10 protein-coding genes and 2 pseudogenes are annotated in these 13,315 nt (G+C 43.0%); 3 read left to right on the top strand and 9 right to left on the bottom strand.

Annotated elements, in window-relative coordinates; genetic code table 11:
* Positions 1 to 138 precede the first annotated feature (138 nt).
* From NXM86_RS07400 to NXM86_RS07365, 8 genes are all read right to left on the bottom strand, one after another.
* Positions 139 to 1,035 (bottom strand): NAD(P)-dependent oxidoreductase, encoded by an 897-nt coding sequence (locus tag NXM86_RS07400; RefSeq protein WP_015864089.1) that lies wholly within the window; start codon positions 1,033 to 1,035, stop codon positions 139 to 141.
* Between the two features lie 52 nt (positions 1,036 to 1,087).
* Positions 1,088 to 1,870: a hydroxypyruvate isomerase gene (gene hyi / locus NXM86_RS07395; protein WP_498958822.1), complete on the bottom strand. Its 783-nt coding sequence runs from the start codon at positions 1,868 to 1,870 to the stop codon at positions 1,088 to 1,090.
* A gap of 210 nt (positions 1,871 to 2,080) precedes the next feature.
* Entirely contained in the window at positions 2,081 to 2,716 is a 636-nt protein-coding gene (locus tag NXM86_RS07390; RefSeq protein ID WP_081189222.1) for a Bax inhibitor-1/YccA family protein, read from the bottom strand.
* A 397-nt stretch (positions 2,717 to 3,113) separates the two neighbouring features.
* Entirely contained in the window at positions 3,114 to 4,394 is a 1,281-nt protein-coding gene (locus tag NXM86_RS07385) for an IS110 family RNA-guided transposase (protein ID WP_015864227.1), read from the bottom strand.
* Positions 4,395 to 4,775: 381 nt separating this feature from the next.
* Positions 4,776 to 5,699, bottom strand: coding sequence for a cysteine synthase A (cysK, locus tag NXM86_RS07380; RefSeq protein WP_062677390.1), 924 nt, complete (start codon positions 5,697 to 5,699; stop codon positions 4,776 to 4,778).
* A 74-nt stretch (positions 5,700 to 5,773) separates the two neighbouring features.
* On the bottom strand, positions 5,774 to 7,180 hold the full coding sequence (locus tag NXM86_RS07375; protein WP_062756022.1) for a sensor histidine kinase: 1,407 nt from the start codon (positions 7,178 to 7,180) through the stop codon (positions 5,774 to 5,776).
* Positions 7,181 to 7,858 carry a response regulator transcription factor gene (locus NXM86_RS07370; RefSeq protein ID WP_073968026.1) on the bottom strand — a complete coding sequence of 226 codons (678 nt, stop codon included), beginning with the start codon at positions 7,856 to 7,858 and terminating at the stop codon, positions 7,181 to 7,183.
* A complete protein-coding gene (locus NXM86_RS07365) occupies positions 7,827 to 8,834 on the bottom strand; it encodes a YncE family protein (protein ID WP_498958821.1) in 1,008 nt (335 codons plus the stop codon). The genes NXM86_RS07370 and NXM86_RS07365 overlap by 32 nt, the downstream gene beginning before the upstream one ends.
* Before the next feature lie 91 nt (positions 8,835 to 8,925).
* Here NXM86_RS07365 and NXM86_RS07360 point away from each other — a divergent pair.
* Positions 8,926 to 9,805 (top strand): annotated as a pseudogene (locus NXM86_RS07360) (histidine kinase N-terminal domain-containing protein); the annotation flags it as partial.
* Here the strand turns inward: NXM86_RS07360 and NXM86_RS07355 are convergent.
* Complete coding sequence (locus NXM86_RS07355) at positions 9,765 to 10,070, bottom strand: hypothetical protein (protein WP_309218195.1); 306 nt, start codon at positions 10,068 to 10,070, stop codon at positions 9,765 to 9,767. The pseudogene NXM86_RS07360 and the gene NXM86_RS07355 overlap by 41 nt on opposite strands.
* Positions 10,071 to 10,483: 413 nt before the next feature.
* Between NXM86_RS07355 and NXM86_RS07350 the strand changes: the two are divergent.
* Together NXM86_RS07350 and NXM86_RS07345 are read left to right on the top strand one after the other, a co-directional pair.
* Positions 10,484 to 11,871, top strand: a pseudogene (locus tag NXM86_RS07350) (peptide MFS transporter).
* Positions 11,872 to 11,956: 85 nt separating this feature from the next.
* On the top strand, positions 11,957 to 13,315 hold the full coding sequence (locus NXM86_RS07345) for a S8 family peptidase (protein ID WP_498958820.1): 1,359 nt from the start codon (positions 11,957 to 11,959) through the stop codon (positions 13,313 to 13,315).

Here is a 13,315-nt window from a genome sequence, read left to right as displayed (position 1 = left end):
AAGAAACGCCGTTTCTTTAAACTTGTAAAAAAATATATGAATTTCTGAAGCTGAACCTCTGTACAATAATTTTATTATTATTAAACCATCCATTTTCATATTTTTCAATAAATTTTTCAAATTGATGAATAATTCTGTTTACATTTCGTTCTTTTTCACTGTCACATTGCACCGCTTTTCTAGCGGCTGGATGACTGCGGACATATCCAAATCGGATAATCCTTGTTCCATCGCACTAGCAAACGCCTCTTCCGCAATTTGGCCTAAAAATCGCTTTATCCCAATTGCGCCCATTAACTGATTAGCTAAACGGGCATCTTTATGTACATATTTCACCGCTCCTCCTGGTTCGAACTTGCGCGGTAAAACATATTGCTCCATATGCCTGCGAAGCATGCGGCTGTCTCCGTAGCTCGCTTTCAAAATTCGGTAAAGCTGCTCGGCATCTAGTCCAAGCGCTGTCCCAGCGACCATCGCCTCTGAAGCGGCAACAGAATGCACCGCAACAAGATATTGATTGATTAGTTTTGCCACGCTTCCCGAACCGCTCGGACCTAAATATTCCACCATTTCGCCAAGCACGTTAAGAAGCGGCAATACTCGCTCCCAAGCAGATTTCACTCCACCGACCATAATCGTTAATGTACCTTGTTCCGCTCCTTCTGGCCCGCCGCTTACCGGGGCATCCAGAAAATATATCCCCTTCCCTTCCGCTTCGTTTGCGACCATTCTACTCGTATCCGGTCCTACTGTCGTAAAATCAAGGCAAATCGTACCCGGCCACGCGCTTTCGATCACACCGCCTTTTTGCAAATAAACATCGATGACATCATCCGGCATCGATAAACATGTGCAAATGACATTCGAACACTGCGCCAGCTCCGCAATTGTGCCGGCTCTTTTTGCACCCAGCTTTACTAACGGTTCTGTTTTTTCGATCGAACGATTGTATACAGTAACTAGATAGTCTGCAGCAAGCAGCCGTTTTACCATTCTCGCTCCCATCACGCCTGTGCCAATAAATCCAACCTTCATTTCCTTCGTCTCCATTGCGGCGATACTTCCCCCTTCTGTTTTTCACTCCAAATCAATGACAAGCGTATAACGTACGCCAATAAAAACTTTGTTCGCTTTTTCCCGATGGAATATATTCAAGACCGATCGTCCCTTTATATCCACATTTCTCTAAATGACGAAAAATATATTCATAGCGAATTTCTCCCGTTCCCGGCTCGTGCCGTCCTGGAACGTCAGCAATTTGTACATGTGCAATCCATTCAAAATACGTTTCAAATGTCGCCGCTAAGTTTCCTTGAATTCGCTGCATATGATAAAAATCGTATTGAAGTTTGATGTTTGCCATCCCAATTTCTTTAATCATCGAAACGGCTTCATGAATATTCGTCAAAAAATAATTCGGCATATCAAACGGATTGATCGGTTCAATTAAAAGCGTTAACGAATGGTTCGCCATTTCTTTTGCTGCATCATAAAGATGGCGCATGTACGTTTCTTTCGCCTTTTGCCTGTCTAAATCGGCTGGAAGCACTCCCGCCATACAATGGATATACGGAACGTTCAACTCGGTCGCATACCGAATTCCTTCTTCCACGGAACGCTGAAACTCGGCCGTCCGATCTGGGAAAATCGCGATTCCTCTATCTCCTTTTTCCCAATTTCCTGGCGGCAAATTGATTAACACGATAGACAATTGGTTCTGATGAAGCTCATCGCGAATGCGTTCGATCGGATATTCGTATGGAAATTGGCATTCCACGAGCGAAAAACCGCACTCTCTCGCCTTTTGAAACCGCTCTAGAAACGGCACTTCTGTAAAAATTGTCGATACGTTAACGGCAAATCGATTCATTCTTTCTTTCCTCCTTTCCAATTATTGCTTACAATTCTCGCTCGAAGTGCTATATTCCTGCTTATTTGAACAAACGTTTAATCCATTGAAGCACCTTCTGGAGATTCGGATAACGAACCATACGGTCGTTGGGTTGAGGATGCTTTTATAATGAAAAAGGACTGTTCCCCTGACATGCAGGGAAAACAGTCCTTTTTGTATAAAGCTCGATCAATCTTCATCACTGGAAAAAAAGCGCAAAATGTAAATAAACAAGTTAATAAAATCAAGATAAATGTTAACAACAATCATTGGAATTTCCGCTTCCGTAAAACCATGGCGGGAAAGGCGGTTGATATCATAAATGGTAAAGCCTAGAAAAATGAGAATTCCTAACGCGGAAATCCCCATTTGTCCAACGCTAGAAAATGGGATGAACCATTGGATAATGAGAAGGCCAAGCAGCGCAAATGCGCCTAATGTTAAAAAACCGCCAAGAAACGAAAAATCTTCTTTCGTTTTCGCTGCATAAATCGCTACGCCGGAAAACGAAACAACCGCCAGCGCAAACGCCTTAAGTACCGCTTCAGCGCCAATAACGGCAACGTAGTGCCCGATGAGTGGATATAGCGTCGCGCCAGATACGAGCATAAAGCTGTACATAAGCGGATAGCCGACCGCTTTTTTGCTGCGGGCAAACACCATGACCATTAATAAAATGATCTCAAGTATTGTAAGCGGCAAATACATCCCTATTGGAATCCATTGACCGATGTAAAGACCCCCTGTTGCCACTGCCAATGCTAAAAAAAATGTGGTTGTCAGTTTAGCAATGGGACTAGATGAATACGTTGTTGAATAATTCAATTATACATTCCTCCCTCTAGAAATGTTGATTTATCAAGGCTTTTCGGCCCCTCAGGGGTGTCCAAAAAATATTTTTCGACAAAATCCCTTACATCCTTTTTCAGTTTTGTGGATATCTTACAGACCTAGGGTGCGCTTCGCGTCCACGGCTGGGGATATTTTCCTTCCGTGGGGAGAAGCGTATTCGATGCACCCTTTGGATCTCCGCGTCGCTGATGAGGACGAACCCTCCCATGTCTCCGGGCGTCTTCGCGCCAACATTCCCTCGTTCGGTCTCGTCATCAGGCGGAGGCCGGCCAAGCTCCTTTGGGGACTCAAGGTCGAATGGATAAAATCACGCCAGCTTCTCCGGTGTCATCCTGTTGTCCAACGATTCTTCCGTTCGCAGGGGGAGGCCTTAGGCCGCCCGTTGCACCTGGGACAAGACGTCCTGTTTCATTCGCTCCGCGTCAAACGCTTGTTTCTTCGTACAAATCGCAAACAGCACATTCAACAGCTTCCGGCACAAGGCGACGATGGACTGCTTTCCGGTCAGCGGATTGACGGATCGGGTCGTATAATACTCATGCAGCTCGCGAAACGCCTCGTTATGCCGAATCAGCGGAATCATCGCCCGAAACAGCACCGATCGCAGCCGTTTCCGTCCCCGTTTGGAGATGTGCTTTTGCCCTTTGCGCTGGCCGGAGGAATTCTCCTTGAGCGTCAGGCCCGCCAACTTCACCAATTGACGTGGGTCCCGATAATGGGCGAAGCTGCCGATCTCCGCCAGAAGATCGATGATCGTGGCGTCTCCCAACCCGTCGACCGTTTTCAGCCATTGATACTCCATCGTCGTTTGAACCAACGCCTTCAACTCGGCGTCCAACGCGGCGACCTCAGCCTCCAATTGGCGGTATCGGCGGACGAGCGCGGCGATCTCAAACCGGGCCATCGTCGTCCCTTCCGTCACCCCAATCGAGTCCTTCGCGGCGTCGATCAACGCCTGAATTTTGGCCTTCTGCGGGCATTTCAGCCCTTCGCTTTGCCGGTACACCTCAAGAAGCTCCTCCACCGCCCGGCCGGCCATATCGGCTGGAAGCGGCGTCCACTCCAGCACCGAAAGCGCCGTTTTCCCCAGGTCGCGAAACACCGTCCAAAACTCCGGAAAATATCGGTCGGTCCAGCGGACGATCGCGTTTTTCACCGCCGTCTGTTCCTTGCGGAGCTTCTCTTTGAGCGTGCTCCCGACGCGCAAATCGGCTTCGATCTCGTGCAACAGCCGGGGGACGAGGAATCGTCCGTCTTTCGCCAGTCTGGCGATGACTAGGGCGTCTTTGGCGTCATGTTTCGTCGGCAGGTTGTCATCGAGTTCTTTCGACCGGCACACATGCGCCGGGTTGACCATGACCAACGGGATCCCGTGCTCCTCGAGGAAGTAGGCCAGGTTCAACCAGTAGTGCCCGGTCGGCTCCACGGCGACGATCACCTGCGGCTTTCCGAACGCTTGCATCGCCTCCTGAATCGCTTCATACAGCTGGCGAAAGCCCTCTTTCGACTGGAAGATCGGGAACGATTTGCGAAGCACACGCCCCCGGTCATCCACGAAGCAGGCGTAGTGGGTTCGTTTCGCGATATCGATGCCCACGACAAGCGTTTGTTCGGTGACTTGATCAATTTTATAGTTTTGTGTACAATTCATCTGAAGTCCTCCTTGGTATGGTGAGTGATGTGTTTGACACCCCTGCATCATACCAAGAGGGCTTTTTTTGATCAAGTCCCCGGAAAAGCTCCTAACGGGAATGCTCCTTTTTCTACTTAGTTTATCATATTTGACCGTGAGCAACCATTAGTTAAAACGGCATTTTTGTACGAAAAATACAAAAGGTTTGAAACTATGTTCATTCGTATACGCGGTGGATTTTTCTGTTAGCGTTCAAACGGATTGGCAGTCTTTACGCAAACCGATTCGCATAGACCAGTTCTGTTACGGACCGTTGGGATAGTTCATTGCGCGCTTTATGTTTTTTACAAGAATTGGAAATAGCGAGAAAACAAAAGACCCGCCTAAGCGGGCCTTTTGTTACTCCGCAAATAAATCGGATGATAAATAACGCTCTCCCGAATCCGGTGCTATACAAAGGACACGAGCCCCTTTTGGAAGCTGTTTGGCCACCTCAACCGCATAATACGCACTCGCAGCGGCGGAAGCGCCGACGAGAATGCCTTCTTCTGCAGCAAGACGGCGTGCCATCATTTGTGCATCTTCATCTTTAATTAGGAAAATATCATCATAAATATTGCGGTTTAAAATTTTCGGAATAAAACCCGGACCTGTACCTGGGATTTTATGAGGTCCTGGCTTTCCTCCAGATAATACAGGAGAGCCATATGGTTCTACTACGTAAATTCGTAAGTGAGGAATTTGTTTTTTTAGTTCTTCTCCTGTCCCTGTCACCGTTCCGCCAGTACCAGCTGTTAACACAAATGCATCAAGTTTGCCGCCAAACGCTTCAAAAATTTCCCGTGCCGTGCTATGGCGATGCGCATCTGGATTCGCCGGATTTTCAAACTGCATCGGGATGAAGCTGTCTGGGATTTGCGCGGCAAGCTGGTTCGCTTTATCAATCGCTCCTTGCATCCGTTTTTCCGCCGGCGTTAAATATACTTCCGCCCCGTACGCTTTTAAAATTTTTACCCGCTCTACCGTCGCATTATCCGGCATCGTGATAATGCAACGGTAGCCGCGGGCCGCACAAACCATCGCCAAACCGATTCCGGTATTGCCTGAAGTCGGTTCGATAATGGTGCTTTTCCCCGGCACAATCTTTCCTTCTTGCTCCGCGCGCCGAATCATTTCAAACGCTGCCCGATCTTTTACGCTTCCCCCGGGGTTAAACGATTCTAGTTTCATATACACATCCGCGCCATTTGGATCAGGAATTCGGTTTAATTTGACAATCGGCGTGTTGCCGATTAAGTCTAAAATAGAGTTGTATAGCTTCATCGTAAATCCCCAACCTTTATTAAAAATTATTCTTATATGATTATAGGGCTTTTTTCATTTCCTTTCAATGATGGCTACTCAGTGTATATCGGAAGCTGAATTACCACTTCCATTCCTTTCCCTTCTTCGCTGAAAAACGATATCGTGCCATTATGAAGGGAAATAATTTGTTTGACAATCGCCAAACCTAATCCCGTACCGCCTTCTTTTCTTGTTCGTGCTTGATCAACACGGTAAAATCGTTGTCCAAGAAGCGGCAGCTTTTCTTTTGGAACTCCTTTTCCCGAATCACGAATGATCAGTTGACAACTCGCATCGCTAACTTTTTTCAGTCGTATATGGATCTTTCCCTCGGCTGGGGTATAACGAACAGCATTATCTAAAAGGTTTTGCACCACTTGTTCAAGCCGGTCGGCATCTCCTTCCAAAATAATATCGTGATCTAATTCCATATTAAGTGTAATTTGTTTTTTTTGTAAAAACGGTTCGTATTTTGCGACCGTATCTTCGATCACTTGCGCAAATACAAGCGGTGTTTTTTGCAGCGGTACATTATTTCCTTCTAATCGCGCCAAATCAAGCAAGTCACGAACAAGCCGCTCCATCCGGTCTGCTTCACGGTGAATGAGTTGAACATATTTTCTTTCCTCTTCTTCTGTCTTCACCAGCCCTTGTAATATCGCTTCGCTATATCCTTTCACATAGCTTAACGGCGTCCGCAATTCGTGAGAAACATTCGCTAAAAATTCGCGTTTTCGCATATCTTCTTCAGCAATTGCTTTTGCCATCACATTAAACGCTTTGGCAAGCCTGCCAACTTCGTCGTTCGCCCGAACCGGAATTTGCGCCCGATAATCTCCTTGCGACATATGATATGCTACTTTTTCCATTTCTTTTAACGGATCTGTGATATGACGAGCCATTCGCTTTCCGGCAAGAAGAAGGACAAACACAAATAAGGTGGCAAGAGGAAGCCAAATGACAGCGACATCTTTTGTCAATTCTTTAATGCTCGCGAGCGGAATATAAAGATAAAGCGCTCCTTGTAACCGATGCTCATCTAAAAGCGGTACAATCACCCCCATAATTTTGCGGTGAAATCGCTTTTCATAACCGATTTTCGTGACCGTATCACCGCGCAATAATTTGGATCGATCATCGCCGTTAATTAATGATTCATATTCAACTCCAAACGGCAAACAAGCACTTAATTCGCGAGGATTATTAACTAAAAGTACTTCCGCCGTTGATTTTTCATTATACCATTCGACTTGTTTGCGGAACGCATCGGTAATCGGACCGCCCCTATAATCAGCTGCTAGCAGTTTTCCTTCTTCCATTAACGTCTGCTCTACTTTATCGACATACAATTTTTGATAAAAATAATTTAACAAAAAATAAGAAAATGAAACCGTCAAAAGAACTCCAATGCTAATCATTAACCAAATTTTTTGCCCTAACGTCATCGACTTTGGCTGCATTCACGACACCTCAAATTTATATCCGATTCCCCAAACGGTTTGAATAAAATCACTCGCCTGCTTTAGCTTCATGCGCAATGTTTTAATATGCGTATCGACCGTTCTTGCATTTCCTGTATAATCATATCCCCATACTTTTGCGAGCAGCTCTTCACGGCTAAACACTTGTCCATGATGTTTTGCCAAAAATAAAAGTAAATCAAATTCTTTTAACGTAAGCACAACCGGATCTCCATCCACCGTTACTTTTCTCCCTCTTTCATCAATCACGAGCGGCCCGAACGACAGATCTTCGTTCTTTTGTTTGTTATGGTATGCACGGCGCATAATCGCTTCGATTCGGGCAATAAGCTCACCGGGACTAAACGGTTTCACAATATAATCATCACCGCCAAGCTTCAATCCTTTTACTTTATCCCATTCATCTCCCCTTGCCGTTAAAAATAAAATAGGAACATCGGATTGTTCGCGAATGCGGGCGCATAACGTAAATCCATCCATTTTTGGCATCATTACATCAATTAAAATTACATCCACCTTATTGTTTTTAAGAATTTGTAACGCCTCTTCTCCATTCTCCGCCTCTAAATAAGAAAAGTTAGCATTTTCCAAATACATCCCGACTAAAAATCGCATATCTTCTTCATCATCCACGATTAAGACCGTTTTCTTTTCCACCGTCATTCCCCTTTCGAATGAGTAATTGAAATGGACCTTTCCCTGTTTTCCATCGAGCGATTATCTTCATCGTACGCTGGTCAACGACATAGATTTCATTGCTATCATAGCTAGCGATATATAGCCGTTCATTTGCTCCAATCATGATAAAAGGATTCGCTCCTATCGTTACAGATGCCTTCAAATTTCCGGAATCATCCCATTTCCGTAATATGTTAGAACCATGACTTAATGCAAATATTCCTTCGTTTGTTTCAACAAAACTCACTGGCATCGATGGCGCTTTCATCAGTTTTATTAACGCCCCCGTTTTTATAGAATAAATACGGATGTTTGTTTCCACTGTACTACCGCTTCCGTGTCCCCCGATCCATAATTCCTGCCGACCATCACGAAGCAAGCCGCCAAACGCAAACTTTGGAACAGAAAACGTACGGATAACACGCCGTTTGTCGACATCAACGGCATACGCTTTTGTATTATGGAAATCAATCACGTATATAGTTGTGCCTGCTTTATTTTGTAATAAAGTTAGCGGCTTATTCCCTACTTCGATTTTTGCTTTTTCTTTTCCTTTTAGATCAAATATCCGAAGTGCTTTTTGCCGTTCGTCTGCCAAAAAGACTGTATTTCCTTTATTAGACACAAGCGCGCCAACAATTCCTTTTCCTGTTTTCCATTCGCTTTTTTCCTCCCCTGTCCTCATATCGTATAAATAAACACGATCCATCTCATTACCATATAATAACATCGTTCTGTCGTCTGGAAGCAATACAGCGCCTTTTATCCGTTTCCGCAATTTCCATTCCGCGACTTTCCTTCCTGTTTGAATATCAAAAAATGTCACACTTTCATCATTCACATTTACGCTTATTAACACTTCCATCTGCTTTGGAACGGCAGGTAACGTTTCTTGTTCACATCCATGAATGAATAATATTCCTAACACTGCTAGCAATACACATATCGCTCTCATTGCTGCCCTCCATTTGTCCTTTTGTTGATAAGTTGATTATAAACAAATATGTTGAAAAATTTGTGAAAAATTGTCCACATTTATTCATCAAATAAAGCATCTTGCTTACAAAATTGCAAAAGAACGTGCAGAAACAAACATGAATATCGGTGAGTTTGTTTACAATACAAATCTTGGACGAAGATTAGTCGTGAAGTATGCACTTCAGTCAACATTGTCAATGGAAGAATTGCGCCCTCTCATCGACGAAATCAATCTTTTGTTTGATCAATTTTTGTTTTATGCCGTTACAAAATATGCTGAGTTGAAAGAAGCAGAATTGCGGGAGAAAAATTTATTTATCACCCAATCCCATAAAGACCGCTTAACACTGCTTGGACAAATGTCATCGAGCTTCGTACACGAATTTCGTAATCCACTTACTGCCATTATGGGGTTTATCCAATTATTAAAATTCGAACATCCAGATTTACCATATCTCGGTATTATTGATCATGAACTTCAGCAATTAAAATTCCGCATTTCGCAATTTCTTCATGCATCAAGAAAAGAAATCATAGAAAGCGAAAAAGAAACCTTTTCGCTTTTGCGTCTATTCGAGGAAATTATTGAATTTTTATATGCAAGTATTGTCGATGGAGACGTAGAAGTATCCATGGACATCGACAAATCGATACATATCTTCGCCTATAAAGATCAGCTTCGCCAAGTATTCATCAACATTTTGTTAAATTCCATTGAAGCGGTGAAAGAAAAAGACAAGCCCCGCTGCATTTATATCGACGCTTTCCGTCAGAACGAGTCCGTTTATATTAAAATCACTAACAATGGTCCGGCAATTCCGGAAGAATTGGTCCAAACGATTTTCGAACCGTTTTTTACAACCAAAAAATTAGGAACAGGAATTGGCCTTTACATTTGCAAAAAAAATCATTGAAGATCACGGCGGGCAAATCCTTTTAAAGCAATAATCGCCTTGGCGATATTCGTCATGGTTAACGGTCCGTTCACAATCCCCATAATATCGGTCAAAAACACCTCATTGCCAAATGTTTCTTTATAAAATACCTCTCGTCCTAATTGAAGCAGCTGTTTATCAACAACAATGGCACCGTGTTTAGCAGAAACAGGCGTTTCTTTACCATCTGCAGATAATTTTTCTTCCTTTCCGGTTTCCGCGCTAATCCATTTTCCCCAAATATCCATGCCCGTTTGATTATTCGCTTCATATTTCACTACATCGTCTACCTCAGGAAAGAACACATATTCGACATTGGTGTTGAAAAAAATCCTCCACCGATTAACAATATAAGGAAAATGATAACGATGATAGATGTTTTGCGCATTCCTTCTCACCGTCCATTAAGAATATGTAACACGCATAGTGTGCCCCCCTTTAATGGAAATTACCCATATTATTACAGTAAAAAAGAGGAGTAAACCTTTGCATCTATCTGATTATTTTTAAATTTTAAAAAAAAAGAAAAATAAAAAATTTTATTTGATCTTTTGTATAAAATAACGGTGAAAACCTTGTTAAAAATTTGGAATTATCTATTTATATATAATTTTATTGACATATAAATATTTTGTAAATTAAAATTAACAATGTATTAACAAAGTCATTATATTAGCAAGGAGGAAATATAATGAGTGCATTACCGGAAACACAGACGCTGCAAAGTCAGCGCACAAAAATGAAGCATCCTCCCGGGCTTTATTTATTATTCTTTACAGAGCTTTGGGAACGATTTAGCTATTATGGAATGAGAGCGATCCTTGTTCTTTATTTAACAACAGAACTTGTCAGCGGCGGATTAGGAATAAAACCAAGCGTCGCAATGACGATTTATGGATTCTTTACTGGCGCTGTTTATTTCACCCCGCTCGTTGGCGGTTATTTGTCTGACCGAGTTTTAGGCAGAAGATTGGCGATTACGATTGGCGGTATTACGATGGCGCTCGGTAACATCGTACTGTTTGCCATCAATAACCAAACAGGACTATATATCGGCCTAATTTTATTGATTATCGGTAATGGCTTCTTTAAACCAAATATTTCAACACTTGTCGGGGAACTTTATGCTCCAAACGATAAACGGAAAGACGCAGCATTCACCATTTTCTATATGGGAATTAACTTAGGAGCATTATTTGCGCCACTTGTATGCGGATATTTAGCGGAAAAATATTTCGCAACGAACATCAATGGCGTCATCCATTACGGATTTAAATACGGATTTTTAGCTGCTGCGATCGGTATGATTATTGGACAATTAATTTTCAATATATTTGGAAATCGTTATTTAGGAGATATCGGTAAAAAACCTACCGGCGCACCAGTGAAAACAAATAAGGAAACAAAACAAAAACACCTTTAACAAAACAAGAAAAACAAAACGTTGCCGTTATTTTTATTTTAACATGCTTTGTTATTTTCTTCTGGGCTGGATTTGAACAAGCGGGAAGTTCGTTAACATTGTATACAGACAAATTCATCGATAAATCGATTGGCGGCTGGACGATGCCTACTTCTTGGTTCCAATCACTGAACCCATTCTTTATTATCGTGTTGGCACCAATTGTTTCGCAAATCTGGATCAAGCTTTCGAATTCAAAACGTGGTGACTTGCCAATTCCAGCAAAAATGGGTCTTGGCATGATTTTACTTGGTCTTGGATTTGCCGTACTAATTCCAGCTGTATTACAAACAGGAAGCGACGAACATCATGTTGTTGAAAAAGCGAATTTGTTATTCATTATTTTCACTTACTTCCTTCACACGCTCGGTGAACTTTGCTTATCACCGGTTGGATTGTCCATGGTAAGTAAACTTGCTCCTGTTCGATTAGCATCGCTTCTCATGGGTGTATGGCTAGCGGGAACTGGTGTCGCGCAATTGTTGGCTGGCCAATTAGCTGCGTTTACGCAGTCGTTAGGCTATTTAGAAATTTTCAGCTTAATTAGCGGTGTAACCATCGGACTAGGGCTTATTTTGCTATTATTGACGAAAAAACTTGTGCGAATGATGAACTAAAAAGCTGGATCCCTTTTATGGGACCAGCTTTTTTTCATAATTTTTTTCTGTTGGCTCACCCTATAACTAGTGAGGTGACACATCGATGAATAAACAAACTCTTTTCGCTATCACTGCTGGAATTGCTATTCTTTTTATTATGATTGCAGCAATTGTGACGACATATCGTCCGACAGTCCACCATGAAGAAACGAATCAGTTAAGACCGAAACCAGCCCCTTATGTGGCAACGACGCCCCGTTCCCATCCGACTGTCGTTACATTGAATAGTCTAGCAATGGGCAAAAAAATCAAAAACAAGTTAAACAGCCACCCGAAAATAATAAAAATCGATCATAACGGCCGCGACAAAAGCCATTATTTTAATCATGAAATTACGGTTCGGTTTCGAAAGCTTCCTACAGCACAAGAGCTCCAACGAATAGAACGAGCAATCGCCGGAAAATTGATCAATCAGTTTGATCATTTTTTTATCTTTCGTTCTAACAGCAAAACATATCATGAATTACGCTATTACTTTCAATCAATTCCAACGGTTGCCTACAGTGAACCAAATTACATTTATTTGCAAAACGAAATCCCGAATGATTTATTATATTCACGTTATCAATGGAATTTGCCAGCAATCGACACCGAAGCAGGCTGGCGGTTGTCTCGAGGAAAGAAAAGCGTCACCATTGCCATTATTGATAGCGGCGTTGATTTAGATCACCCTGATCTCGTTCATCGCCTGCAAAAAGGATATAACGTTCTCGCGAATAATAACGTTCCGGAAGATGATAATGGTCACGGTACGCATGTAGCCGGCATCATCGCCTCACAGCCAAACAACGGTGAAGGTATTGCCGGAATGACATGGTTTAATGCAATTATGCCGATCAAAGCATTAAATTCAGAAGGATATGGAACTGCCTTTGACGTGGCAAAAGGGATTCGCTGGGCGGTAGATCATGGGGCAAAAGTCATCAACTTAAGTCTTGGGAATTATCAGCCGTCCACTGTATTAGAAGAGGCCATCCGTTATGCATATGATCGCGATGTCGTACTCGTTGCCGCCTCCGGAAACGATAACACCGCACAGCCTAGCTTTCCGGCGGCATATCCTGAGGTCATCAGCGTTGGTGCTGTTAATCCCGATCTTTCTTTCGCACATTATTCTAATTATGGAACGTATTTAGATGTGGTAGCACCAGGAACAAATATTGCCAGCACTTTTTCGCAGCATCGATATGCAGCACTTTCTGGGACATCCATGGCTGCACCGCACGTAACTGCATTAGCTGGCCTCATTCGTTCATTAAATCCACATCTTACGAACGATGATGTAAAACAAATCATTATCAAGACAGCTGCTGACCTAGGGGAAAATGGAAAAGATCCGTATTATGGATATGGTTTAATCAATGTATATCGCGCACTAGAGCAGGCAAGCAGTTGGCGTTAA

The sequence above is a fragment of the Geobacillus sp. CX412 genome (assembly GCF_027942335.1).
In the GTDB taxonomy this organism is placed as follows: domain Bacteria; phylum Bacillota; class Bacilli; order Bacillales; family Anoxybacillaceae; genus Parageobacillus_B; species Parageobacillus_B toebii.
The sequence above is the reverse complement of the archived record's forward strand: the minus strand, read 5'-3'. Positions and strand labels throughout refer to the sequence as shown.